The following is a 25,465-nucleotide window of genomic DNA, read 5'->3' on the forward strand; positions in this document are numbered from 1 at the left end:
GCAACGAGCATGCAACGTTCTGCCTCGTAGCTTCTCACCTTCCCACCAACCGGCAGCAAGCGGGAGTCGAGAAATGACGAAGTACGCGGCACCGGGGCAGCCCGGCGGTGTCGTCGCGTACCGGTCCCGGTACGACCACTTCATCGGTGGCGAGGACGTCCCGCCCGCCGGCGGGGCCTACCTCGAGGTTGTCAGCCCGGTCACCGGTGAGGTGTTCACCGAGGTCGCGGCGGGTGGGGCCGAGGACATGGACAGAGCGCTGGACGCCGCCCACGGCGCCGCGCGCGCCTGGGGACGCACCTCGGCGGCCGAGCGCGCGACCGTGCTGTCCGAGATCGCCGACCGCGTCGAGGAGAACCTGACCGAGCTCGCCGTCGCGGAGACGTGGGACAACGGCAAGGCCGTCCGCGAGACGCTGACGCTCGACATCCCGCTCGTCGTGGACCACTTCCGGCACTTCGCGGGCGCCATCCGGGCCCAGCAGGGCGGCGCGGTGCCCGGCGCGGACGACGTCGTCGCGTACCGGTTCCACGAGCCGATCGGCGTGGTGCGGCAACGCCTCCCGTGGAACTTCCCGCTGCTCATGGCGGCGTGGACGCTCGCGCCCGCGTTGGCGGCGGGCAACACCGTCGTGCTGGAGCCGGCCGGGGAGACGCCCGCGTCGCTGCACATCCTGATGGGCTTCATCGCCGACCTGCTGCCACCCGGTGTGGTGAACGTGGTCACCGGATCAGGCGAGGAGTCCTTGCTGGCGGGCAAGAGCCCCAACATCTTCTTCGCCGACGTCGCCGCCCAGCGGGACGCTTTCTTCGACAAGGCGCTCGAGGGTTTCGCGATGTTCGCGCTGAACCAGGGCGAGGTGTGCACCACCCCGTCGCGCGCGTTGATCCAGACGTCGATGTACGAGCAATTCCTGCACTCCGCGACCGTGCGCACCGAGGCGATCCGGCAGGGCGACCCGCTGGACACCGACACCATGATCGGCGCGCAGGTCAGCCGCACCCAATGGGAGCGGGTGCTGGAGTACATCGAGATCGGCAAGCGCGAGGGCGCGCGGCTGGTGTGCGGTGGCGAGGCCTACGAGTGGGGCGGCGGGTTCTACGTCACGCCGACGATCTTCGAGGGCGACAACAAGATGCGGATCTTCCAGGAGGACATCCTGGGCCCGGTCGTCGCGGTCACCCGGTTCGACGACTTCGACGACGCCGTGAAGATCGCCAACGACACGCGGCGCGGGCTCGGTGCCGGCGTGTGGTCGCGCGACGGCAACCTGGCGTACCGGCTCGGCCGCGAGATCCACGCGGACCGGGTGTGGATCAACAACTACCACGCATACCCGGCCGACAGCGCCGTGCTCGCCGACTACCAGCAGACCAAGCACCTCCTGGTCAGCTACTCCGACCAGGCCCAGGGCTTCTTCTAGTGCCGTTAAGGCCACCTTCACTGCGCTCAACGCAGTGAAGGTGGCCTTAACGGCACCACCCGAGACGCGCGCCGGGGTCGTTATGGGGCAGGAATGGCCCCGGCGCGCCCAGTCAGCTCACTTCTTCCAGGGAACCTGGGAAGAGGCGTAGTAGTTGATGCCCTGGATCTTCCAGCGTGGCGCGAACGCGCCCAGCCTCGGTGCGAACTTGTCCCAGTTCAACGCCGAAGACTGCGACCAGCCGAGCTCAGCGGCCACCGGCAGGCGCGGGAACGCCATGTACTCGATGTCCGCCGAGGTCTTGATGGTCTCGGTCCACAGTGGAGCCTCGACGCCGCGGACCGAGCCCTCGCCGACCCCGGTGAGGTACGAGCCGGGATTCCAGCTGTAGGCGTCCTTGACCTCGATGTAGCCGGCCCAGTTGAGACCCAGCTTGGTGTTCTTGTTGTACTTCATGTCGAGGTAGATCTTGTTCGCCGGCGACATGACCACCTTGTTGCCGCGCTTGGCCGCGTCGGCGACCGCGGCGTTGGACTTCTCCGTGCCCCAGTACTGCGGCACGAGCGCGGTGTCGGTGGAGGTCTTGATGAACTCGTGCCAGCCGGTCGTCGTCTTGCCGTGCTTCTTGACGATCGGCAGCACCTTGTTCATGAACTTCACGTAGTCGGCGTCCGGCGTCGAGAGTGCCTCGTCGCCGCCGATGTGGAAGTACGGGCCGGGCGTGAGCGCGGAGATCTCGCGCACGACGTCGTCGATGAACTTGTAGGTGACGTCCTTCGCGATGCACAGCGAGCTGAAGCCGACGTCCGTGCCGGTGTAGAGCGGGCGCTTCTTGCCGTCGCAGTTGAGCTCGCCGTACGACGCCAGCGCGGCGTTGGTGTGGCCCGGCATGTCGAACTCGGGGATCACGGTGATGTTGCGGTCGGCCGCGTACTTCACGACGTCGGAGTACTGCGCCTGCGTGTAGAACAGCTGGCCCTTGCGGCCGCCGACCTCGGTGCTGCCGCCGATCTTGGTGAGGTCCGGCCAGCTCTTGATCTCAACCCGCCAGCCCTGGTCGTCGGACAGGTGCCAGTGGAAGTAGTTGATCTTGAACGCGGCGATCTGGTCGATGTAGCGCTTGACCTGGTCGACGGTGAAGAAGTGCCGCGCGACGTCGAGCATCGCGCCGCGGTGGGCGAACCGCGGGTAGTCGAGGATGCTCGCGCCCGGCACGGTCCACGGCCCGGCCTGCTTGGTCTTCGCCTCGACCTTCGGCGGCAGCAGCTGGCGCAGCGTGTTGACGCCGGCGAACAGGCCCGACGCGGTCTTCGCGCGGATCACGACGTTCTTGGGCGTGACGTCGAGCTGGTAGCCGTGGTCGCCCACCCGCGCGTCCGCGCCGATCAGCAGGGCGATGCCGGTGCCGGAGACGCCGTGCTCGATCGGCAGGGCGAAACCGGTCGAGGGACGGAGGACGCCCGCGAGGTACTCCGCGGGCTTGGTCGCCTCGGGCGAGCCGATTCCGATCTTGGCGTCGGCGGCGAGGGTGAACGTGATGTCGTTGTGCGCCTCCACCTGGACGGGGGCGGGGACGAGCTCCTGCAGAGACGACTTGACGGCGGCATCCGCCGAACCGACGACCATTCCGCTTGCTCCGAGCACGAAGGCGACGAGTGCGGTCCGCACTCTCTGAGTTACCACTGCCATCCTCCTGGCCAGGGGGGAACCAACGGGGGCGGCGGAAAGGTCACGGTTTCAGTCGGCCGGAGGACTGTCAAGGTCTGAACCAATCGCTCAGAACTTCGGCTTGCCGACACCTTTCCAGCGGTCCCGGAACTCCGCGGCCGTGTTCTCCACGATGGCGGTCTCGCGGCCGTGCAGCAGGCCGAACGTGAAACCGTTCTCGTCACCGATGCCCAGCTGACGCAGCACGGGCCGCGCCACGACGGCGTCCTGGTGCTCGCCGAGCAGCGTCTGCAGGTCCTTGGCCTGCTTGCGGTAGGACTTCGCGGGCTTGCCGAACACCGGCTCGGCGATCTCCGTCGCGTACCGCAGGCGCTTGGCGGCCTTGCGGGAGTCGTGCATCGCGAGGTCGCGCTGGTGCGGGTCCTCCTCGGACAGCGCGCGCTCGGCTCGTTTCTTCAGCTTCCGGTACGTCTTGGTGATCAGCTCCGGCAACACCTTGCGCGCGGGTTCGGCGGCGAGCGCCGTGATCGGCGGGTCGGCGAGCAGCCGGTCGATCGAGTCCAGCAGCGCGAAGTACCGGTCGCTGTCCAGCGTCTCAACGGAGTCGTTGTGCGCCTGGGCCTCCAGCGGGGCGAAGTGGCGGGTGAGCCGTGCGGCGACGTCACCGAGCACCAGCTCCGGTTCGAGCGCGTGCAACGCGTCCTCGAACCGCATCCGCAGCACCTCGAGGTCACGTTGCCGGCCGAGCACGCCGGCGACCCACTTGAGCTCGTCGATCAGGTCCTGCGTCTCTTCGCGCTCGAGGATCGTCCCGTACGCCTGCAGCGCGCTGCGCATCCGCCGCGTGGCGACCCGCAGCTGGTGCACGGCGTCGTCCTCCTGGCGCCGGACCATCGGGTCCTGTGCCTTCAGCGCCGCGGCCTGCTCGTGCAGATACGCCAGCACCACGTCGCCCGCCGTGGACTTCTTGTGCGCCTTGGGTTTCCTCGTTTTGTCACCGAGGCGGTCGCCCAGCAGCTGGGCGAGCTTGGAGGTCGCTTCCGATCGGTGGATGCCCGCGTCGCCGAGCCGTTCCTCGACCGTGTCGAGCAGCTCCGGCGTGCCGTTCTCGCCGAGCTCGACCTCGATCTCGCGCCACGAGTTGGTGGTCGTCGACTCACCCATGGTCTGCGCGGTGACCACGTCGTCGACGACCTCGACGAGCAGCTGTCCCGCGTCGTCGACGAGCTGCCAGCGCTGCCTGCTGGTCTTGATCTGCGCGACGGGACCCAGTTCGGCGCCACGGGTGTGGACGCGGACGAGGCTGGCGAGATCCTTCGGCGGCTTCTTGGTCGCGCGGCCGAGCGGCAGGCGCAGTTCCTCGCGGCTGTCGGTGCCCTTGGGCAGCTTGAGGTGCCAGCCCGCGTCGTCGCCGCCGGTGCGCCTGCGCAACGTCAGACCGGCCTTCGCCAGCCGGAGATCGGCGGTGTCGAAGTAGGTGGCTTCGAGATCTAGTTGTTCCGGACCGGCCTCGGCCGCGACGCCCGGCACGTCGCCCAGCGCGGGGAGGCTACTTCCGGAGGCGGCCTCATATTTGCGCTCTGTTTCAGTCACTGAGGTCGTCATCAGCTATTCATACCTTGTTTCGTCGCAGTTCACACGGGGCCGTGACCGTGTGTGATCACGGGTTACCCCGGCCAGGCAAACCTTCAATCACTGGCGCGTGCATTCGCGGGACAAGGCCATTTTCCGGCGTGCACATGGGGTTCGCTTGTTCGCGTGCCTCCCACTGAGAAGGAGCGGCTCGACGCGATCGAGCCAAAGGTCGCCACCCTGATCAGTCACGTCGCGCAGCTCAACGACGAGCTCGCCCGCGTGACCGCCCGCCTCGTCGTGCTGGAGCGGCGCCTGTCCGGAGCCGCCGACGGCGAGCTGATCAACCTCGACTCGGTCGACGGCTGCGCCGACCTGGTCGACGCGCTGCGGCAGGCATGGGACGCCGAACAGGAGATCCTGGCCGACAACAAACGGGTCGCGCTGCGCCAGGGCGTCGCCGATTTCGAGGACATGAGGAGCCGCCTGGCGTCCTTGCGCGCGAAGCTCGACGGCCGCGTGCCGCGGTACGACCGCGACGCGCTGGACCACGAGGCGCGGCAGCTGGAGTGGCAGATCAACGCCAACCAGGCCGACTACGAGGCCGCCGTCGCCCGGCTGGAGTCGGACGCGGCCGCCACCGCCGAGAACTGGCGGCAGGAGGCCGTCGTCGCGGGGGAGAAGGCGCGGGCCGAGATGCAGGACTTCGCCGCCGCGCGGGTGCGGTCGGCCATGGCCTCCGGGGCGCGGATGCCGGTGTGGTTCCGGGTGGGGCTCGGGGAGATCGTGTCACCCGACCCCTCGGCCTGGCTCGCCGCCGCCACCGCGCTCGTGGCCTACCGGCTCGAGTACGGGATCGACGACTCCGTCGCACCGATGGGGGCGCCGCCGAGCGCGGCGTCCGGGTCGGAGGCCTGGGTGCGGCGGACCAACGTGCACACCGACATCGCGGGTCAGCTGGCGGAGTTGAACGCGACGTTCCGACTCCAGTGAGGTCGTGAGTGGTTTCCGTCGCCAGGGCGACGGAAACCACTCACAACCTCAGCACGATGCGAGCATGGTCGCCAGCGCGTCGTGCTCGGCCTGGTCCGCGGTCAGCTGGTAGGTGACCTTCACCTGCACCCAGTGCGTGGCGTAGGTGCACCAGTAGCCCTTGACGGGCGGCTTCCACTTGGCCGGGTCCTGGTCCCCTTTGGACCGGTTCGACGCCGCCGACGTGGCGATCAACTGGATCCCGCCCAGGTCGTTGGCGAACTTCGACCGTTCATCGTCGGTCCACTTGTCCGCCCCGGACCGCCAGGCCTCGGCGAGCGGCACGGTGTGGTCGATGTCGACGTCACCGCCGTCTGTGATCACGACGTCGTCGTACGGGCTGGTCCACTTCCCACTCGTCGCCTTGCACGACTTGTCCGACTTGACGTCGGTTCCCTGGCGCTGCAGCACGATCTCCCTGGTGTCGCAGTTGTTGCCCTGCGAGCTCCAGTGCGGGAACCGGTCGCGGCTGTACCCCGCCATCTTCCCCTCGGGCGCGATCTTCAACGCCGACAGATCGGCGCTACCCGATGGGGGCTTCGGCGTGGAAGGCTTGAGGTCGCTGAGGTACCAGGCGAGGCCGGCGAGCAGCAGGAACACGACCAAGCTCGTCACCGCGGCACGATTCATGCGCCCAATGATCAGCGATGGCGATCACGGGACGATCACCAGGTCCCTTCCGTGTGGTGGCGGTGTGGCGGCGATCCGGAGGATTCAGCGCCTACCACCAACTACGAGGAGACAGTTCGTGTCCGCAATTCCATATACCCAGACCGCCCCGGCCGCCGTCAAGAAGCCGGGTGTCCTGACGGCCGGCTTCTTCAGCGCACTGCTCTCGGTGCTCGCCGGGGTCGCGGGTGCGCTCGTCATCTTCATCGGTGGCAAGGAGATGGTCGCCGAACTGGCGAAGGACTACTTCGGCGCCGAGCTCGGCATCTCCGAGAACGCGCTCGGCAGCGCGATGTACGCGGAGGTCTTCGCCGAGGCGTACGACAAGCTGGCGTTCCGCGCGGGCCTGGTCGTGTTCTTCTGTGTGCTCGCGCTGATCGCGACCCTGTTGCTGCGCAACGGTGGCCTCGGCGGCCGGGTGTTCTTCACCGTGGTGTTCCCGTTGACGGTGTTCGCCTGGTGGGTCGTGCTGCGCGACATGGCGCCGATGGGCACCAAGATCGCCGGGTACGCCGGCATCACGGCCGGGCTCATCGCGGTCGTGCTGATCTGGCTGCCCGCGGTCAACAAGTACAACGAGGCCCGCAAGGCGCTCAAGCGGTGAAGCGTCGCAGGGCGGGGGCGTCACGGGTCTTCGATGCCGTGCCAGCCCCCGCCCGCGAGACCGAGCAGGATGCGCTTGGTCACCGTGGTCTCCGGATCGTCCGAGTCGCCGGGCTCGGCGACGATTCCCAGGTCGTGCAACGGGTTCGCGTGGCCGCCGAGCATGGCGACGGCCTCGGTGCGGGCCGTGCGCGCGTTGTCCAGGTCGAAGCGGAACAGGTGGCTCAGCGCGACCTCCGCGAACGCCAGCGCGGTGTGGCCCGGTTCGAGGTCGCGGGCCAGTTCGAGCGCCGCGCGGCTGCGTTCCAGGGACTCCTCGGCGAGACCGAGGCGGCCGGCCGCGATCGCGGCCATGCGCAACGCCGAGGCCTGGCCGTGCCGGTCGTCCGTCGCTCCGAAGTGGACGGTCGAGGAGTCGGCCAGCGTGAACGCCTGCTCGTGGTCGCCGCGCACCGCGGCGACCTGGGCGAGACCCAGCAGCGCGCACGCCTTGCCCTGCTCGTCCAGCGACGTGGCGCACGCGGCGAAACCCGCCTCCGCCTCGTCGTACCGGCCGCGGGCGTAGTGGATCAACGCGATGACGTACCGCGAGTGCGGGTCGTCGACGCCCTCGTGCAGGGCGGCGAGCTCGTTCCACGCGCTGTCGTGCCACAACAGGACGCTCACGCGTTCCACCAGCAGCGGCGCCTGCGGCCAGCCGTTGCGCCGGGCGAGCTGCGTGATCGCGATCAGGTTCGCCTGGTCCGCGGGCAGGTCGAGCTCGAACGGCATCGGGTCCATCACGTCCGCGAGCCGCGCGATCAGCAGCGTGCGCGGCACCCGGCGCGCGGCGGCGTCCACGAGCCCGAGCGCGACGTGCACCAGCGACTGCTCGGCGGTCTGGTCCTCCTCCGAGGCACGCTCGCGGCCGTAGAGGCGCAGCAGGTCGTGCATCCGGTGGTGGACCTCGCCGGTCGCCTCCAGCAGCGACGCCTCGACCAGCTCCTCGACCACGCCGTCCGCGTCGTCGACCCCGAGCAGCGCGGCGACCATCCACGTCGAGATGGTGCACGGCCACAGCATGCCCAGGCGGCGGAACGCCTTGCGCGCCAACGGGCTCAGCGCGTCGTAGCTCAGCGACAGCGACGCACGCACCTGCAGCTCGCCGACCGACAGCTCGTCGAGCCGCTTGCGCTCGTCGTCCATCCGGTCCGCGAGGTACCGCAGGCTGAGGTGCGGCCGCGCGGACAGGCGCGTCGCCGCGATGCGCAACGCGAGCGGCAGGTTGCCGCACATCGTCGCGATCCGGTCCGCCGCAACAGCTTCCGACGCGACCCGGCTGGTGGACGTGACGCGCGCGAGCAGGTCGCGTGCGTCCATATCGGACAACGGCGCGACGCGGAACACACGGGCGCCGGGCAGGCCGCTCAGCCGCTTGCGACTGGTCAAGAGCACCGCACATCCCGGCGTGCCTGGCAGCAGGTGGCGCACCTGCGCGACGCTCGACGCGTCGTCCAGCACGACCAGCACCCGCCGGTCCGCGAGCCGCGACCGCAGCACGGCCGTGCGTTCCTCGATGCGCTCGGGGATCGCGGCGCCGGAACACCCGGCGGCGCGCAGCAACCCCGCGAGCACCTCACCCGGCTCCTTGCCCGCGAGGTGCGCGAAGAGCTGCCCGTCCGGGAAGTGCCCGCGCACCTGGTGGGCCACATGCACGGCGAGCGCCGACTTGCCGACGCCCGGCTCACCGCTCAGCACGACGATCGGAACCGTGTGCGGCGACCGCAGTTCCGAGACAGCCGCCTCGATCTCGGCCGCCCGACCGGTGAAGTCCGGGGTGTCCGGCGGCAGCTGGCACACCGGGAACGTGTCGTCGCCGCGCAGCACCTGTTCGTGCACACGCTGCAGGTCGGCACCCGGCTCGACGCCGAGTGAGTCGACCAGCGTGTTGCGCGTGGACCGGTAGACGGCGAGCGCGTCGGCCTGCCTGCCGGTCGCGGTCAGCGCGAGCATGAGCTGGCCCGCCAGCCGTTCCCGCAACGGGTGCTGTGCGGCGAGCAGGCCGAGCTCGTCGACGACGTCGGCGTGATGCCCGGCCGCGAGCTCCAGGTCGACGCGCTCCTCGACGAGGTTCAGCCGCACGCCCTCGAGCTGCACGATCTCCGGTTCCAGCGCCGGGACGCTCAGGTCGGACAGCGGCCGTCCGCGCCACAACGCCAGCGCGGCGCGGAAGTGCGCGATGGCGCGCGGGGCGTCGTGCTGCCGGGCGGCCTCGCGGCCGGCCCGCGCGTGCTCGTGGAACGCGTGCAGGTCGAGATCGTCAACGTTGTCGACGTCGAGCTGGTAGCGCCCGTCGTGGTGGGAGATCTGCACGTCCAGGCGTTCCCGCAGCCGCGAGAGGTAGGTGTGCAGGTTCGACAGGCAGGACTTGGGCGGCGTGCCCTCCCACAAGGCGTCGATGAGGTGGTCGACCGACACCTGACGTCCCGCGCGCATGAGCAGGACGGCGAGCAGCGTCCGCTGGTGGCGTCCGCGCAGCGCGATCGGTCTTCCCTCGTCATCGGTCACTTCGAGGGGACCGAGAACCCCGAATTTCACGCGGCGCACTCTAGCCCCAGCGGCAGGCAGTTCAAGCCCTTCGCCCGGATGCCAGCGTTGTGGCTGGGCTAACCCGATGCGGCCTTGCGTGTAAGCTTAGGCTGCCCTAAGTTCACGGATCATGGTTCCGATCTACGACGTCGTCGGCATCGGGTTCGGCCCCTCGAACCTCGGGCTCGCGATCGCGCTGACCGAGCACAACGAGCAGGCCGAGATCCCGCTGACCGCGGTCTTCCTCGAACGCCAGGGCGCGTTCGGCTGGCACCGCGGCATGTTGCTCGAGGACGCGACGATGCAGGTCTCGTTCCTCAAGGACCTCGTCACGTTGCGGAACCCGGTCAGCCGCTTCAGCTTCCTGTGCTACCTCAAGGAACGCGGCCGGCTCGTCGACTTCGTCAACCACAAGAACCTGTTCCCGCTGCGCGTCGAGTTCCACGACTACTTCGAGTGGGCGGCGGCGCAGGTCGACGACCTCGTCGCCTACGAGTCGGACGTGGTGTCGGTCGTCGCGGCGGACGACCTGTTCGCCGTCACGACGGCGGACGGCCGTTCGTACCGCGCCCGCAACCTCGTGTTCGCGACCGGCCTGACCCCGTTGGTGCCGGACGGCGTCGAGCTGTCGGACCACGTTTGGCACAACAGTTCCCTGCTGCATCGGATGCCCGAGCTGACCTCGCCGTCACGCGTCGTCGTTGTCGGCGCGGGGCAAAGCGCCGCGGAAGTCGTGGCTTTCTGCCACCGCGAGTTCCCCGACGCCGAGGTGTGCTCGGTGTTCTCCCGCTACGGCTTCAGCCCGGCCGACGACAGCTCGTTCGCGAACCGGATCTTCGACCCGGAGGCGGTCGACACCTACTTCTGTGCGCCGGACGCGACCAAGGACCGGCTGATGGCGTACCACCGCAACACCAACTACTCCGTGGTGGACACCGACCTGATCGACCAGCTCTACCGAAGCGCGTACCAGGAGAAGGTCCTCGGCCGCGAACGGCTGCGCTTCCTCAACGTGTCCCGGCTGGTCGCGGCGGCCGAGACCGGAACGGGTGCGCGTGCTGTCGTGCAGTCGCTCACCACCGGTGAACAGCAGGTGATCGACGCCGACCTCGTCGTGCTCGCCACCGGCTACCGCGAGGCCGACCCGTCGCCGCTGATCGGCTCGCTGCCGTGCTCCCGTGATGCGGCGGGACGGCTGGTCGTCGGGCGCGACTACCGCGTGGCCTCGTCGTTCGCCGGCAGCCTCTACCTGCAGGGCGGCACCGAGCACACGCACGGCATCACGTCCTCGCTGTTGTCCAACGTGGCCGTGCGTTCAGGTGAGATCCTCGACTCCGTGCTGACCAACACGAAGTCGCCCGTGCTGGCGACCAGGTGATCCTCGATCTCAAGCTGACCGGCTGCCGGGCCATCACGATGGACCCGGTGCACCCGGCCGCGCACACGATCGGCATCTGGCAGGGCCGCATCGTCGGTCTCGACTCCTGGGTGGAGTCGCTGCCCGCACTGGAAACCGTTGATCTCGACGGAGCCGTCGTGCTGCCGGGGTTCATCGACGCGCACACGCACCTCGCATGGAACGGCCGCAACCGGCGGACGGTCTCCCTGTCGGGGTGTTCGTCGACCGCGGAGATCCTGAGCCGGCTGGGCGCGGCCCCGGATTCGGGGGAGTGGCTGGAGGCGTCCGGGTACGACCGGCGGGCGGTGCCGTTGAACGCCGCAGACCTGGACTCGATCAGCCGCGGTCGCAAGGTGTATGTCGCCGACGTGTCCGGGCACGCGTGCGTGGTGAACTCCGCGGTGCTGAAGGAACTACCTGTTGTCGAGTCGGACGGCTGGCTGACCGAGGGCTCTCAGCTGGCCGCCCGGTCGCTGCGGCTGCCGTACTCGATCGACGAGGTCGTGGCGGAGCTGCGGATCAGCGCCGATGAGGTGCTCGCCGAGGGCGTCACGACGTGCGCCGAGGCCGGGGTGGGCGCCGGGCTGATCGCCAGCACGCCGGTCGAGGTCGCCGCCTACCAACGCGCTTCGCTGCCGATCCGGGTGCAGCTCATGGTGTCCGCTGATGTGTTGCACCCTGTTGGGGCGCATGCTGACGACGGGATCACGCGGTCCATCGATCTTGGCCTGCACACCGGGTTCGGCTCGTCGCGGCTGTCGATCGGCGCGTTGAAGCTGTGGACGGACGGCGGGATGATCGCGCGCACCGCCGCGCTCACCGCGCCCTACGAGGGCACGTCGAACATCGGGGAGCTGGCGGACTCACCGTCGCTGATGCGTGCCGCCATCCTCGACGGCCACGCGGCCGGGTGGCAGATGGCGATCCACGCCATCGGCGATCGGGCGATCGACTTCGCTTTGGACGCCGTCGCGGAGGCTTTGGCTTTGCGGCCACGTGCCGACGCGCGGCACCGGATCGAGCACTGCGGGCTCGTGCGGCCGGATCAGCTGTCCCGGATCGCCTCGTTGGGGCTGGTCCCGGTGCTCCAGCCGACCTTCCTGTGGGCCTACGGCGACGACTACTCGGAGATCATGGGTGCGACGCGCGCGCCGTGGATGTACCGCGGCCGGTCGTTCCTTGAGCACGGGATCACCATCGCCGGTAGCTCGGACCGGCCCGTTGCTGACGGCGCGCCGTTGCGTGCCATCGAGTTCATGGTGTCGCGGCGGTCTTCCGGTGGGCGTTCGGTCGGGCCGGACGAAGCCGTGTCGGTCGAGGAGGCCCTGGCCGCGTACACGCTCGGCGGCGCCTACGCGTGCCGTCTCGAGGACCGGCTGGGCAGCATCACACCCGGCAAGCTCGCCGACTTCGCGGTGCTGGGCGAGGATCCACGATCTTCACCGTCCATCGCTGACATTCCGGTCGTAGCCACCATCGTCGGTGGCGAGTGGGCCCGCCGCTCCTGACCCCCCGTTGGCACAGACAGGAGCGGCGGGCTCTCCCGTCATGCGCTCATCCGCCAGTGCGTGACGTAACCGACCGCCTCGGCCGTGATGAGGACATCGAGCTTGGCCAGGTTCGTGCGGCTGGACATCGTGTAGGACCGGCCGCGCCGCGCGTCCAGGATCATCGGGGTCGCGCCGGGCAGCGTCTCCTCGACGGTGTGCTGCAGGATCCGCAGGCCGACGTTCGCCGCCTCCCGCGTGAGCGGCACCTCCTTGGTGTGCACGAGCACGGCGAACGTGCTGCCGTCCCGCTTGCGCAGACCCAGGTGCGGCCTGACCCGCAACGTGAGGTCGCCGGTGCGCCACTGCGCCGACTCGACCGGCACACCGGTCGCGCGCAGCTTCTCCAGCCACGGCAGGAAGCCGTCCGCGATCTCCTCGAACGCCCGCGGCTGCCCGTTGCGGTTGGCTTCCTGGACCGCCCGCTTCAGCTCGATCTCCGGCTCGGTCGAGTTCGCGGCGCGGCGCATCGCGGACCGGACCGGGTTGTAGAACCCGCACACGCGTGGGTCCTCGGCCAGGTACATGCCGCGTTGTTCCGTCACGATGTTGATGCGCCCCCGCTGACCGCTCATGACGTATTCGGTGAACGACAGCGCCGTCACACACACGTTGTCCAGCAACGGAATCTCCCCTCGTACTCCCAGCTGTATGTGACGTTATCCGTTGGGTCTGACAATTTCGGGACTGCTCCGAACGGCCGTACCGGGCCATACCACGGAGAGTGGGCGAATCACCCGTTAGAGGATGCGCGTAGGCGTGGCGTCGGCCTCAGTCGGTAGACGGAAGGTGACGAGCCAGTAGCCGATCACCTCGACGACCGTTCGTCTGCCGCTCACCGACGCTCACTGAACGCTCACCGCACAGAGGGGTCGGGTAACTGTCCGTACAAGATCAACTGATCACAATGGTGGCGACCAGGACAGATGTCTTAGGCATCAAGGAGCAGGATGAAGACCGCCGGGCTGCGGAAGCGGCACTCACCCGAACGTGGTGAGGACGAGATCAGCGTGCCGCAACCCCGCAAGCCCTCGCAGCTGCCCACGCATCCGTCGCAGTGGCCGCACGCCGTGCAGGTCACCGTGCTGCTCGTGCTGATCGGCCTGCTGTTGTGGGCGATCGCCGTGCTGCTGGGACCCGACCAGGCGTTCATCATCGGCGCGGCGGGCACGGCCGCGAAGCTCATCTGCATGGCGCTCGACGCGTATCCGCAGCGTTCCCGTCACTAGAGCCAGTTGCGGGCGATGGTGCTGGACGCGCATCCCCGGCGTCCCAGCCACTAGGCCAGTAGCGCGCGATTCGCTGGACCCGCACCGCGGCGTCCCAGCCACTAAGCCACTAGCGCGCGTTAGGGGGCGTATCGGCTGTTAGAGGCTCTAACTGTCGTGATTCGCTCTTGCTGTTAGCGGCTCTAACCATGGTGAGGCGGCCTCGCTGCTGTTAGAGGCTCTACCTCTGGGACTCACCCTCACAGTTAGAGCCTCTAACCTCTGCGACTCGCCCATGCTGTTAGAGCCTCTAACTCCCGTGACCCGCCCTCACTGTTAGAGCCTCTAACCCGAGTGAGGCCCTTTCGCGAGCCAGGTGCACCTCAGGTGCCGTAGCGCTGCTCCGCCCGCGCCTTGGCCTTGGCGGCCTCGACCTCCCGATCCTTCGGCGGAGCCGTGGTGACCAGCGCGTCGAGCAGCCGCTGCGTCGCCAAGGCCACCTCCTGGACCGCCCGGTCGAACGCCTCGGCGTTCACCGCCGAAGGCTTGGTGGATCCGCTGACCTTGCGCACGTACTGCAGCGCGGCCGCCTGCACCTCCGCGGAAGTCGCGGGCGGTTCGAAGTTGTGGAGCACCCGGATGTTTCGGCACATGCCTCCACAGTAAGACGGTCAGTCGAAGTCGCACCCCGGATTGGCGGCATCGCGGGCGAGCGGGCTGCCGGTCGGCAGGACGTAGAGCACCTCGAGCACGATGTCGGACGAGCCGAGGTTGCGTCCGATGTGGACGTGGTCGGCGCCGCTGGGCTCGCGCAGCGACTGGCCCGCGTGGTGCACCTCGGTGGTCGTGCAGTCGGAGAACGTGCGGGTGATGGTGCCCTTCTTCACCAGGGCGTAGAGGGTCCCGTCGTGGTAGTGCCACCCGGTGCTGCCGCCGGGCGTGATGGTGATCTCGCGCAGTACGTAGTCCTTATCTCCCACCGTCTTCTGCGCGAGGATCTTGCCCGTCACGCCGCGGGACGGGGTGGCGTGGGCGGTTGCGGGAAGCAGGGCCAGCACGAGGGCGGCCGCCAGCACTCGTAACGTCATGCGATCAACGTAACGGTGGTCCCCAGTGAATTGAGACCGATGTTCCACCCGCGCTGAGCACGGTTCCGAACTCCAGGCCGTGGGCCGAAATCCGGGCAGCCGACGGCCACCTTCGGATGGAGGAGCCACTGTGACCGATCTCGACTACCGGCCGGCGACCCTGACCGCCGACCACGGTGACCTGCTCGCACGGGGCAGCGCGCGGCTGCGCCAGGACGACCCCGAGCTGTACGGGCTGCTCAGCGCGGAGATCGCCTACGAGCGCGCCACGTTGCCGATGGTCGCGTACGCGAGCCTCGCCGACCCGTCGGTGCTGAGCGCGGCGGGGTCTGCGCTCGCCAATGTGACCGCCGAGGGCTACCCCGGCGCGCGGTACCACCCCGGCGCGGGGCAGTTCGATGGTGTCGAACGGCTTGCGATCGAACGGGCCAAGGCCGCGTTCGGCGCGAAGTACGCCAACGTGCAGCCGCATTCGTGCTCGTCGGCCAACCTCGCGATTCTGATGACGCTGCTCAACCCCGGCGACACGATGCTGAGCCTCGACCTGGACTCCGGCGGGCACCTCACGCACGGCGCCAAGGCGTCGGTGACCGGTCGCTACTACAACGCGGTGCACTACGGGCTCGACGAGCACGGGTTCATCGACTACGACGCCGCCGAGCGGCTCGCGAAGGAGTACCGGCCGAAGCTCATCATCGCGGGGGCCAGCGCGTATCCACGCGCCATCGACTACGTCCGGTTCCGCCGAATCGCCGATTCGGTCGCCGCCCTTTTGCTCGCCGACATTTCGCATATCGCCGGATTGGTCGCGACCGGTGAGCTCGCCAGCCCGGTGGATGTAGCGCACATCACAACGTGCAGTACTTATAAGCAACTCGGCGGACCGCGAGGTGGGATCATCCTGCTTGGGGATGACCATGACGTCGTGCCGCCGGGGCACAAACTCGGCCTGGCGGCACTCGTGCAACGCGGAATTTTCCCCAAGTTCCAGGGAACGCCCAGTCCCGCTGCTATTGCCGCGAAGGCGCGCGCATTGGATCTGGTAGCACGTCCGAAGTTCGCGGAGATGACACGACGGATTGCACTCGATGCACGTGCCTTGGCCGCCGCATTGACGGAACGCGGCTGGCGGGTGCTCACCGGAGGAACGGACAACCACATCGTCCTTGTCGACACTTTTCAACAGGGGTTGACCGGCGTGGTGGCCGAAGCCGCGCTTCAGGAATGCGGTGTGCTCGCGAACAAGAACCGCATCGCCAACGACACCAAGTCACCGATGGTGACCAGTGGACTACGGTTCGGCACCAACATGCTGGCCCAGCGCGGGTTTGATCCTTCGGGCATGAACGAATGCGCCGAACTAGTCGACCGGATCCTGCGTGCGGTCCGGCCTCTGACCGATGTCGAGTACGAGCTTTCGGCCTCTGTCCAGCGAGAAGTCTCCGCGCAGGTAGCGGCTTTGGCGGCTGCCTACCCGATCATGAAATATGCCGTATAGCTGATACCTATGACCCCCCAGGATGTGTGTGCTTGACATCACGAGCGCCTATCATGATACTTCGATGCATGGAAAGGTTCGCTTGATCGGCCGCTTCTGAGGGTTCTCGGAGAGGGTGTGGGCGATCAGGGGGGCGAAGGTTCTCTGCGGTTTCCGGTCGAATTCTCGGCATGCGTTCAATTAGCCACTGCAGGTTCGTGGCTCTATTTGCCGAGCGTTCGTGCGGAAGAACTATGGAAGTCCCACGCATCGGGCGACTTTGTTGGGGGATCAACATGGAAAGCGATTTCAGAACATCTGTATTACGGTCGCTGCCGGCGCGCCGCGCGCTCGGACGGTGGTCCCGATGAGGATCCGCCTGCTGGGCCCGTTCGAGGTGCTGCGCTCCGGCAGCGCAACGACGCCGACGGCGCCGAAGCTTCGCCGGGTGCTCGCCTTGCTGGCGATCAACGCGAACAAGGTGGTCCGGATCGACCAGCTGATAGACGAGCTGTGGGACGACCGTCCGCCGATCAGTGCCACCACCACCCTGCAGACCTACGTCTACCAGTTGCGCAAGCTGCACGACCTCGCGGGAAACGGGACTGACGGCCTGCCCGCGCTCGGCACCTCGCCCAACGGTTACGTGCTGCGGATGCCCGAGGGCTCGCTCGACGTCGACGAGTTCGTCCGCCTCGCCGAACGCGGGCGAGCCGAGCTCGACCTGGGCGACCTGACGCTCGCGTCGGCCACCCTTCGTGAGGCGCTGGATCTCTGGCGGGGTCCGGCACTCGCGGACGTCACCGTCGGTCCCGTGCTCGGGGCGTCCGTCGTGTGGTTCGAGGAGCTGCGCAAGAGCGTGATGGAGCAGCGGATCGACGCCGATCTGCGGCTCGGCCGGCACCACGAGCTGATCGGTGAGCTCACCGGCATCGTCGCCGAACAGCCGACGCACGAAGGCTTCCAGGGCAAGCTGATGCTCGCGCTGTACCGGTGTGGCCGCCGGTCCGAGGCGTTGCGCGTGTACCAGAAGGCCCGCGACGCACTCGCCGACGAGCTCGGTCTCGAGCCGTCGCCGGACCTCCAGCGGCTGCAGCAGTGCGTGCTCGCGGCGGACACCGCGCTCGACCTGCCGGCGCAGGAGGCCGTGCAGGTGAGCCCCACCGTCGTGGCGAGCCCGAGCCAGCTGCCGCCCGAGGCGCCGCGGTTCATCGGCCGCACCAAGGAACTCGCCGTGGCGACCGAGGTGCTGACCGACTTCGACCGCCTCGCCCCGCCGGTGGTGGTCGCGGCCGGCGCACCGGGTTCCGGCAAGTCGACGTTCTGCATGCGGGTGGCGCACCAGATCCGTTCGTCCTATCCGGACGGACAGTTGTACGCGGAGCTGACGACGCCGCACGGCACGCCGGTCGAGCCCGCTGTCGTGCTCGCGGGTTTCCTGCGGGCGGTCGGGGTTCCGGGCAACCGGATCCCGGACACCGTGGTGGAACAGGCGCGGGTGTTCCGCAGCTGGACCGCGGACCGCAAGGTGCTCGTCGTGCTGGACGACGCGGTGAGCATGGGCCAGATCGCGCCGCTCCTGCCCACGGGCGTCGGCTGCGCGACGGTGATCGGCAGCCGCCGCAAGCTGGCCGACCCGAAGATCGCCGCGACGATCGCGCTGGAGCCGTTCCAGGGTGCCGAGGGACTGAGGCTGCTCACGGACAGCCTCGGCGACTATCGCGTCACCTCGGACCAGCAGGCCGTCGACGAACTGGTCGAACTGTGCGACGGGCTGCCGTTGGCCCTCAACACCGCCGCCAGCCAGCTCGAGCTGCGGCCGCACTGGCCGATCAGCAGGCAGGTCAGCCGGATGCGCAGCCAGGCGCACTCGGGTGGCCGGCTCGAGGAGTGCGACCCGGACATGTACGCCTCGGTCTGGCGCACCTACCAGCTGATGCCGGAGACCGCGCAGACCGTGTTCCGCATGGTCGCTCCGCTCGGGCGTCCCGTGTCCGGGCGGCACGTGTCGCACATGCTGGGGACGGACGAGTGCTCGGCCGAGTCCGTGCTCGAGGACCTGGTGCAGTTCCAGCTGGCCGAGGTCGACATCAACTCCGATCACGACTTCAGCTATCGCTTCCGGCGACCGATGAGGGAGGTCGCTCGGTCGATCAGCAACTCGGCCGGCTTCACCGAGCAGTTGTGCGAACCGGCGGCGCGGACCGCCTGAGTTACGGCTTCCTGGGCCGGATCAGCTTTCCCGGAGGGCCTTCCAGCACCCTGGCTGGAAGGCCCTCCCGCTTCTGTGGGGTCGTGAGTGGTTTCCGTCGCCATGGCGACGGAAACCACTCACGACCTCTTGCTTGCGTCACCAGCGCTTGTCGAGCGCGGACCGCGACCGTGGCGGCATGACCGCCACCCTGCCCGCGAAGGCCACGGCTCTCCCCATCCGGAACCGTTGGTACGTCACGCTCTTCATGTCGGACCTCTGGGAGAGGTTCGGCTTCTACGGCATGCAGGCGATCCTCGTCCTGTACGCGGCCGCGCCCACCACCGACGGCGGCCTGGGGCTGCCGGCGGCCGACGCGGCGGCGTTGTTCGGCGCCTGGATGGGCCTGACGTTCATGCTGTCGCTGCCCGGCGGCTGGCTCGCGGACCGCGTCCTGGGCACCCGGCCCGCGTTGCAGATCGGCGGGGCGCTGATCACGCTCGGGTACGTCGGGCTGGCGTTGCCGGTCACGTTCACGACGCCGGTCGGGTTGCTGCTGGTGTCCGCGGGCACAGGGCTGTTCAAGCCGAACCACCAGGCGTTGCTCACCATGCTGCTCGGCGCGCGCAAACACCGCGAGGCCGGGATCTCCCTGATATACGTGGGAATCCAGCTCAGCGCGCTCACCGCCCCGCTCATCACCGGCTACCTCGGCGAGCGGGTGAACTGGCATGCCGGGTTCGCCGCGGCGGCGGTCGCGATGGCCATCGGTATCACGCAACTGAGCCTGAGCACCAAGCAGTTCGGTGACGCCGGACGCGTGGCGGCGCGTCCGCTGACCGACCGCACCGTGCTCGCTCGCTGGGGAACCATCGGCGCCGTCGCGATCACCGGCGTGATCGCGACCAGTGTGATCAACCCGCGTATCACGATCATCCTGGTGGGGTTGTGCACGCTCGTCGCGCCGATCTTCGGGTATCGGGCGCTGCGCAGGCACCCCGATCTGACCGTCGAACACGGGCAACGACTGCGGACGTTCCTCGCGATCTTCCTGTGCTGGACGCTGTTCTGGCTGATGATCGCGCAGGACGGGTCGGTGCTGACGCTGTTCGCGCGCGACCACGTGGACCGCGAGCTGTTCGGCGCGACGATCCCGACGAGCTGGCTGCAGTCGGCGACCCCGTTGTTCATCCTGGTGCTGGCGCCGGTGTTCGCGTACTTCCTGGCCCGCAACAGTGCGAGCGTGCCGGGCAAGCTTGCCCTGGGACTCGTGCTCGCGGGCGGCAGCTTCCTCATCATGGCGATCGGCGTCAACGACGAGAAGACGTCGATCTTCTGGCTGCTCGCGGTCTACCTGATGCACGCGTGCGGTGAGCTGATCGTCGCGGCGGTGGGCATCGCGGCGGCGGCGCAGGTGCTGCCGAAGTCGTTCATCTCGCAGATGATGGGGCTGTTGTGGCTGTTCGCCGCGTTGGGCGGCGGACTCGGCAGCCAGCTGGCGCGGTTGAGCGACAAGCTCCCGCCCAGCGCCTACTTCCTCGGCCTCGGCGCGATCGGCGTCGGTGTGGCCGCACTGACCTGGACCCGCAGACACGCTGTCGCAAGTGGACTCGAGTAGGAGTGATCAATGGATTCGGGACTGTCCGGTAAGCGCGTGCTGGTGACCGGTGGCACGCGCGGGATCGGGCGCGCCACCGTGCTCGCCTTCGCGCGTGCGGGGGCGAAGCTCGTCGTGGGCCACAACTCGGCGAGCGAGGCGGCCGACACGCTGGCGCGCGAGCTGAAGGAGCTCGACGCCGGGTGTCTCGTCCAGGCGGACGTGACGAACGGCGCGGGGGCGCGGGAGCTGGCCGAAGCGTGCCGGGAGCACCTCGGCGGGCTCGACGTGCTCGTCAACAACGTCGGGGTGGACGGGCACGTGCCGTTCGGCAAGCTCGGTGAGCAGGAGTGGCACCGCGTGATGGACCACAACATCACCGCGCCCTACCTCGTGACGAACGCCGTGCTGGAGCTGCTCGTCGACGGCGCGTCGATCGTCAACATCGGGTCGTCGGTCGCGTTGCGCGGCAGGCAGGGCGGCGTGCACTACACGTCGTCGAAGGCCGCGCTGCTCGGGTTCAGCCGCGCGCTGGCCAAGGAGCTCGGCCGGCGTGCGATCCGGGTGAACGTCGTGTCGCCCGGTGTCACCGAAACGGAGCCGGGGTCGGTGCCGCCCCCGGTGCGTGAGCTCGTCACGAACCTGACCGCGCTCGGCCGGCTGGGCAAGCCGGAGGACGTGGCCGGTGCCGTGTTGTTCCTCGCCGGGGACACGTCACGTTACGTCTCCGGCGCCACCCTGAACGTCGATGGAGGAATCTGATGCCGTACGCCGCGATCACGTACCACGTCAAGCCGGGCTTCGAGGAGGAGATCGCGGAGATCTTCGCGAACTTCAAGCGCGTGGACACCCCGGACCTGAGCGACGAGAACGGTGAGCAGGTGGGCCGGCTGCTCGGCACCGCCGTGTTCATCCAGGACGAGATCATGGTCCGCGTGATCCACTACGAAGGCGACTTCTCCGCCATCGGCAGGCACATGGCCAAGCAGAAGGGCGTGCACCTGCTGGAGGCCAAGCTCGCGCCGTACCTCAAGCAGCAGCGCGACACCTCGACGCCCGAGGCGTTCGGCACGTACTTCCGCAACGCCACCATGCGCTGCATCGCGCAGCTCTCGGTCGAGACGCACCCGGCGGGAGCCTGACGTGGAGCTGCTCGCGGTGCTGGCCTTGCTCGGCAGCGGACTCACCGCGGGCGTGCTCTTCGCCGTCGCGCTGAGCGTGCTGCCCGCGCTGATCGCGATGCCGACCGAGCGATATGTGTACGCGCACAAGCTGATCGGGCGGAACTGGGACCCGACGATGCCCGTCATCGTGCTCACGTCGACGCTGGCCGACGCGGTCCTCACGTTCCTCGCCCCGGCGAAGGCGGCCACCCTGTTCGGGGTGGCCGCCTTTGTGCTGCTCGGCGTTTCCGTGGTGTCGCACTTCTGCAACGTGCCGATCAACCGTCGGGTCAAGTCCGTCGACCCCGACGCGATCCCGTCCGACTGGCAGGACCCGCGGCCGCTGTGGCGCCGCTGGCACCTGCTGCGAACCTTCCTGTCCGTCGTGGGCCTGCTCCTCAACGGAACGGCTCTCCTGCTGATCTGAGCAAAGCTATGGGGGGAGCTTTCCAAGCGGTCAGCGCTTGGAAAGCTCCCCCCATAGCGTTTGTCAGCCTTGCGCGACCAGGTGGTCGACGGTTCTGCGGGTCAGCTCCGGGATGAAGAAGGCGATGCCGCAGGAGGTGTCCGACTCGGCGACCGCGGCCGTGGTGTAGCCGGCGGCGACGAGCTGGGCGTGCTCACGCGGTGCGTAGGCGTTGGTCTTGCTGGTCGTGGCCAGAACGTTCGGGCCGGCGATCTGGCCGCTCCGCGGCGGCAGCGTGACCGGCGAGACCGGCCAGCCCGCGCAACCGGTGCGGATGTCCCACGCCTCCGAGACGCCGCGCGTCTTGGGCGCCACGTAGTTCAGCGCCGCGATCTCCTGTCGTGCCTGGGAGAACGACGTGAGGCGGTCCTGGGTGTCGAGGCACGCCGTGACGCGGTAGGTGTTCCACGCATACGCGAGGCCCCACGAGCGTTCCCACATGTAGGAGAAACCGTTGGCGGTCTTGCGGTCCGCCGATTCCCACAGCGAGAGGCTGAGCTGCGTCCAGCCGTTGGTGATCATGCCGAGCACGTTGGGCGAGCCCTGCTCCAGCCGCTGCTGGGTGAGGAACGCGAGCTCCTCGCCGTTGAACGACCGGTTGATCCGCGCCGAGATCATCGGCGTGGTGTTCGCGTCGGTGATCACCTGCTGGTAGGCCGCGTCGACGTCCCGGCCGTTCAACGCGCAGCCGTTCAGCCAGTCCTGCGACAGCGGGTTCGCCGCGCACCACGCGACGAACTTGCCCCACGCGGCCTCGATCGACCGGGCCTCCTGGATAGCGGTCACGGGCGACGGCAGCCGACGCGACACCGGGCCGTCGAACACAACGGCCTTCGCCCGCGACGGGTACAGCTCGGTGAACAGCTGGGCGCTCACGTCGCCGTAGTTCCACGACAGCACGTCCACTTGCGACGCACCGAGTGCGGCCCGCACGGCCTCGAGGTCGCGGGCCTGGCTGACCGAGTCGACCTTGTCCGCGATGGGACCGCTGTTGTCGCGGCAGCTCTTGGCGAACGCCTTGTTGTGCGCGACCAGCTGGTCGTACTCGGCCTGGGTGGCCGGGAACGACTTCGCGGCCTGATCGTGCACGGGCTCGGTGCAGTTCAGTCGCGGTGTGGTCTTGGTCGGCAGGTCGAGCGGCGTGCCGTAGAGGCTGCCCGCGCCGCCGCGCTGCTCGACGCCGACGAGGTCGAACTGCTCGACGAGCTCGGGCGCGCCGAGCATGCCGAAGTACTGCGCCGCCGAACCGGCGACGACGTCGTTGCCGCTGTATCCGGCGCCGGGCAGGAAGAACAGCGTGCCCTTCTTCTTGCCGGACGCGGGGTGCCGCGTGACGGACAGGGTGATCTTCGCGCCGTACGGCGAGGACCAGTCGAGCGGCACCTGGATCGTGCCGCACCTGGATCCCGCGGAACCACAGTCCTGCCAGGTGATCGACCGCGCGGTCGCGGACGCCGCCGGTGTCACGACCGCGAGACCGAGTACGGCCGCGACGACTAACGATGTTGTTCTCATGCGTTACCCACCAGCTCAATCTGGGCCATCATCGACAAGACCGAGTGGTCCAGCAGATGGCAGTGGAAGACGTACCGGCCGGTGTAGCCGGTGAACGTCATCTGGATGCGCACCGTCTCGCCGGGCATCACGGTGACGGTGTCCTTCCAACCGGACTCGGCGGGGCCGGGCGGTTGGCCGTTGCGGTCGAGCACGCGGAACTGCACGAGGTGCATGTGCAGGTTGTGCGGGATGCCGAAGTTGGTGTCCTTGTTGGTGATCCGCCAGATCTCCGTGCTGCCGACCGGAATCTGGAAGTCGACGCGGTTCGGGTCGAACTGCCTGCCGTTGATCGTGAACGCGCCCGCCGCCAGGTCGAGGCTCAGCGCGATGTCCCGGGTCGTGGCCGCCTCGCGGACGGCGGGCATCGCCTTCAGCTTCGCCGGGACGACGCCCTTGTCCTGCGCGCCGGTGACGACGTCGAACCGCAGGAGCTGCTGGTCCTTGTCGGTGTGGCCGTAGGCGTTGCCGAGGACGATCTGGGTTCCCGGCGCGTACTTCGAGAAGTCGATCAGCACCTCGGCGCGTTCGCCGGGCCACAGGTCCACGGTCTTCGTGACGTTGGGCGCGGGCAGCAGGCCGCCGTCCGAGCCGATCTGCATGAGGTCGTCGCCGGTGGACAGCTGGAACCGGAACGCCCGGTCGTTGCTGGAGTTCAGCAACCGGAACCGGTACTGCTTCGGCGTAACCTGGAAGTAGGGCTGCGGCCTGCCGTTGACCAGAACCGTGTCCCGGCCACGGAAGTCGTTGTGCTCGTACACGAGCTGCGCGTTGGAGTCGAACCGCGCGTCGCGGAACATCAACGGCACGTCCGCGTCGCCGGACGGCAACCCGAGCCGGCGGTCCGCGCTGTCGCTGATCAGGTAGAACCCGCACAGCCCACGGAACACCTGCTCGGCCTCGCGGTGGTGCGCGTGGTCGTGGTACCAGAGCGTCGTGGCCTGCTGCTCGTTCGGGTAGAGGTAGACCCGCACGCCACCGGTCTTGATGGTGTCCGTCGGGTATCCGTCGCTCTGCGGCGGCACGTGCCCGCCGTGCAGGTGCACCGCGGCCTCGGTGTCGAGCTTGTTGACGTACGTGACGATCGTCCGGCGGACCTTCTGCGCCTTGATGGTCGGACCGGGGAACTCCCCGTTGTACGTCAGCACTTTCGTCTTCGTGCCCGGCAGGATCTCCACGTCGGCCGGCTTGATGTCAACCTGGTAGATGTCCGTTGTCGGTGTCTTGGCGACCGGCCGCAGGACCGGTGGCAGTTTGAGCGGCACCGAGAACGGCACGACCGTTGGCCCTTCGGCCAGCGCGTTGATCCCGGTGGGCACAAGCAGAACGCCACCCGCTACGGCGCCCAGTTTGATGGTTTCTCGTCGGTTCAGCATGCAGCGACCTTTCTTGTCTCCCAAGGCACCCCGAAGACGGCACCCGCACCCAGCGCGAGCAGGAAGGTCCAGCGCAGGACCTCTGTTGACAGCGCCACCGTCTCTCCGGCGGTGAACGCTCCGGCCAGCGTCAGCCGCTCCACGACGACCGCGGTCACCGCTGATGTGACGGCGGCCGCGATGCTCAGTCCTAGGACTGAGCGGACCCGGAAACGGTGCAGCACTGCGATTAGTGCGATGACCATCAGGTGTGCCGACAGTGCGGCCAGGCCGGCGAAATGGGGTATGACGGCGTCTACGATCGGTGCCGCTGTGCCCGAATGGCCGCCTTGGTGGTGTCCGGTCAGGACAGTCGACCTTGAGCGGGCGGTGATCTCCGGCAGGTGCGTGCGCAACACTCCGGCGATCACCAGCGCCTCGGCGACCCCTAGGCCGACCACTGTGGGAATCCGGACGCGCGCAGGCGAATGGGTTGCCATGACGGCTCCAAGGGGTCGGGCAACAGCGGCGAGGCACCTTCCCCCGTGCGGCTGGTGTACGACTCGAAGATCACTCGCTCGCGTGGGGGTTGTCGGTTGGCTGCCGGTTTGGGTTGACGCGGCGGCTTCCGTAGTGGGTTGCGTTTGTGTTGACGCGGTGGCTTTCGTGCGCGGGGCTCCGCCCCGGACCCCGGCTCAGCTCAAAGAGGGGCCCTCCCCGTGGTGTCGTTTCGTAGTGGGTCGCCTTGATGGTGGTGGGCCCCTCCCGTCGCATCGCACCTGAGGCAGCCGCATCCGAGACCCCAGGTCAAGCGAAAAGCGTGCTTGACCTGGGGTCTCGGATGCGGCAGGGCTTCGCCTGCGATGCGACGGGAGGGGCCCACCA

General features: G+C 68.5%; 22 protein-coding genes. 12 read left to right on the top strand and 10 right to left on the bottom strand.

Annotated features, from left to right (window positions below):
- The first annotated feature begins 73 nt into the window (after positions 1–73).
- Positions 74–1,423 carry an aldehyde dehydrogenase family protein gene (locus QSK35_RS21420; RefSeq protein ID WP_285748881.1) on the top strand — a complete coding sequence of 450 codons (1,350 nt, stop codon included), beginning with the start codon at positions 74–76 and terminating at the stop codon, positions 1,421–1,423.
- Between the two features lie 117 nt (positions 1,424–1,540).
- Here QSK35_RS21420 and QSK35_RS21425 read toward each other — a convergent pair whose 3' ends face one another.
- Both QSK35_RS21425 and QSK35_RS21430 read right to left on the bottom strand, forming a co-directional pair.
- Positions 1,541–3,112, bottom strand: coding sequence for a beta-N-acetylhexosaminidase (locus QSK35_RS21425; RefSeq protein WP_502881694.1), 1,572 nt, complete (start codon positions 3,110–3,112; stop codon positions 1,541–1,543).
- 87 nt (positions 3,113–3,199) lie between these two features.
- Positions 3,200–4,684: a CYTH and CHAD domain-containing protein gene (locus QSK35_RS21430; RefSeq protein WP_285748883.1), complete on the bottom strand. Its 1,485-nt coding sequence runs from the start codon at positions 4,682–4,684 to the stop codon at positions 3,200–3,202.
- A 165-nt stretch (positions 4,685–4,849) separates the two neighbouring features.
- Between QSK35_RS21430 and QSK35_RS21435 the strand changes: the two genes are divergently transcribed.
- Positions 4,850–5,656, top strand: a complete 807-nt coding sequence (locus QSK35_RS21435; protein WP_285748884.1) for a hypothetical protein — start codon at positions 4,850–4,852, stop codon at positions 5,654–5,656.
- 48 nt (positions 5,657–5,704) lie between these two features.
- Here QSK35_RS21435 and QSK35_RS21440 read toward each other — a convergent pair whose 3' ends face one another.
- The gene (locus tag QSK35_RS21440) at positions 5,705–6,310 is read right to left on the bottom strand and encodes an HNH endonuclease family protein (protein ID WP_285748886.1); all 606 of its coding nucleotides are present in this window, start codon (positions 6,308–6,310) and stop codon (positions 5,705–5,707) included.
- Between the two features lie 133 nt (positions 6,311–6,443).
- Here QSK35_RS21440 and QSK35_RS21445 point away from each other — a divergent pair, with 133 nt between their 5' ends.
- A complete protein-coding gene (locus QSK35_RS21445; protein ID WP_285748888.1) occupies positions 6,444–6,968 on the top strand; it encodes a hypothetical protein in 525 nt (174 codons plus the stop codon).
- 20 nt (positions 6,969–6,988) lie between these two features.
- On the opposite strand, the gene QSK35_RS21450 is transcribed toward QSK35_RS21445, so the two are convergent.
- The gene (locus QSK35_RS21450; protein WP_285748890.1) at positions 6,989–9,544 is read right to left on the bottom strand and encodes an AfsR/SARP family transcriptional regulator; all 2,556 of its coding nucleotides are present in this window, start codon (positions 9,542–9,544) and stop codon (positions 6,989–6,991) included.
- A 121-nt stretch (positions 9,545–9,665) separates the two neighbouring features.
- Between QSK35_RS21450 and QSK35_RS21455 the strand changes: the two genes are divergently transcribed.
- Both QSK35_RS21455 and QSK35_RS21460 read left to right on the top strand, forming a co-directional pair.
- Positions 9,666–10,913 carry a lysine N(6)-hydroxylase/L-ornithine N(5)-oxygenase family protein gene (locus QSK35_RS21455; protein ID WP_285748891.1) on the top strand — a complete coding sequence of 416 codons (1,248 nt, stop codon included), beginning with the start codon at positions 9,666–9,668 and terminating at the stop codon, positions 10,911–10,913.
- Complete coding sequence (locus QSK35_RS21460; protein WP_285748893.1) at positions 10,910–12,442, top strand: amidohydrolase; 1,533 nt, start codon at positions 10,910–10,912, stop codon at positions 12,440–12,442. Before QSK35_RS21455 ends, QSK35_RS21460 begins: the two co-directional genes overlap by 4 nt.
- 38 nt (positions 12,443–12,480) lie before the next feature.
- Here QSK35_RS21460 and QSK35_RS21465 read toward each other — a convergent pair whose 3' ends face one another.
- Positions 12,481–13,104 carry a hypothetical protein gene (locus tag QSK35_RS21465; RefSeq protein ID WP_285748895.1) on the bottom strand — a complete coding sequence of 208 codons (624 nt, stop codon included), beginning with the start codon at positions 13,102–13,104 and terminating at the stop codon, positions 12,481–12,483.
- A gap of 327 nt (positions 13,105–13,431) precedes the next feature.
- Between QSK35_RS21465 and QSK35_RS21470 the strand changes: the two genes are divergently transcribed.
- Positions 13,432–13,710: a hypothetical protein gene (locus QSK35_RS21470; RefSeq protein ID WP_285748896.1), complete on the top strand. Its 279-nt coding sequence runs from the start codon at positions 13,432–13,434 to the stop codon at positions 13,708–13,710.
- Between the two features lie 362 nt (positions 13,711–14,072).
- On the opposite strand, the gene QSK35_RS21475 is transcribed toward QSK35_RS21470, so the two are convergent.
- Both QSK35_RS21475 and QSK35_RS21480 read right to left on the bottom strand, forming a co-directional pair.
- Positions 14,073–14,342 carry a DUF2277 domain-containing protein gene (locus tag QSK35_RS21475; protein ID WP_285748898.1) on the bottom strand — a complete coding sequence of 90 codons (270 nt, stop codon included), beginning with the start codon at positions 14,340–14,342 and terminating at the stop codon, positions 14,073–14,075.
- An 18-nt stretch (positions 14,343–14,360) separates the two neighbouring features.
- Complete coding sequence (locus QSK35_RS21480) at positions 14,361–14,777, bottom strand: cupin domain-containing protein (protein ID WP_285748900.1); 417 nt, start codon at positions 14,775–14,777, stop codon at positions 14,361–14,363.
- A gap of 130 nt (positions 14,778–14,907) precedes the next feature.
- On the opposite strand from QSK35_RS21480, the gene glyA reads away from it, so the two are divergent.
- From glyA to QSK35_RS21510, 6 genes are all read left to right on the top strand, one after another.
- On the top strand, positions 14,908–16,275 hold the full coding sequence (glyA, locus tag QSK35_RS21485; protein ID WP_285748902.1) for a serine hydroxymethyltransferase: 1,368 nt from the start codon (positions 14,908–14,910) through the stop codon (positions 16,273–16,275).
- Between the two features lie 346 nt (positions 16,276–16,621).
- Positions 16,622–18,466, top strand: coding sequence for an AfsR/SARP family transcriptional regulator (locus QSK35_RS21490; protein ID WP_285748904.1), 1,845 nt, complete (start codon positions 16,622–16,624; stop codon positions 18,464–18,466).
- Positions 18,467–18,644: 178 nt separating this feature from the next.
- Positions 18,645–20,063 (top strand): peptide MFS transporter, encoded by a 1,419-nt coding sequence (locus tag QSK35_RS21495; protein WP_285748906.1) that lies wholly within the window; start codon positions 18,645–18,647, stop codon positions 20,061–20,063.
- Positions 20,064–20,072: 9 nt separating this feature from the next.
- Positions 20,073–20,804, top strand: coding sequence for an SDR family NAD(P)-dependent oxidoreductase (locus QSK35_RS21500; protein WP_285748908.1), 732 nt, complete (start codon positions 20,073–20,075; stop codon positions 20,802–20,804).
- Positions 20,804–21,184, top strand: a complete 381-nt coding sequence (locus tag QSK35_RS21505) for a SchA/CurD-like domain-containing protein (protein WP_285748910.1) — start codon at positions 20,804–20,806, stop codon at positions 21,182–21,184. The genes QSK35_RS21500 and QSK35_RS21505 overlap by 1 nt, the downstream gene beginning before the upstream one ends.
- Position 21,185: 1 nt before the next feature.
- Positions 21,186–21,632: an anthrone oxygenase family protein gene (locus tag QSK35_RS21510; RefSeq protein ID WP_285748912.1), complete on the top strand. Its 447-nt coding sequence runs from the start codon at positions 21,186–21,188 to the stop codon at positions 21,630–21,632.
- A gap of 63 nt (positions 21,633–21,695) precedes the next feature.
- Here QSK35_RS21510 and QSK35_RS21515 read toward each other — a convergent pair whose 3' ends face one another.
- The 3 genes from QSK35_RS21515 to QSK35_RS21525 are packed head-to-tail and all read right to left on the bottom strand — an operon-like array spanning position 21,696 to position 25,080.
- Positions 21,696–23,186, bottom strand: a complete 1,491-nt coding sequence (locus QSK35_RS21515; protein ID WP_285748915.1) for an alpha/beta hydrolase family protein — start codon at positions 23,184–23,186, stop codon at positions 21,696–21,698.
- Entirely contained in the window at positions 23,183–24,601 is a 1,419-nt protein-coding gene (locus tag QSK35_RS21520; RefSeq protein ID WP_285748917.1) for a multicopper oxidase family protein, read from the bottom strand. Before QSK35_RS21520 ends, QSK35_RS21515 begins: the two co-directional genes overlap by 4 nt.
- Positions 24,595–25,080: a hypothetical protein gene (locus QSK35_RS21525; protein ID WP_285748919.1), complete on the bottom strand. Its 486-nt coding sequence runs from the start codon at positions 25,078–25,080 to the stop codon at positions 24,595–24,597. Before QSK35_RS21525 ends, QSK35_RS21520 begins: the two co-directional genes overlap by 7 nt.
- Positions 25,081–25,465: the final 385 nt, after the last annotated feature.

The organism is Lentzea sp. NBRC 105346 (genome assembly GCF_030269605.1).
In the GTDB taxonomy this organism is placed as follows: domain Bacteria; phylum Actinomycetota; class Actinomycetes; order Mycobacteriales; family Pseudonocardiaceae; genus Lentzea.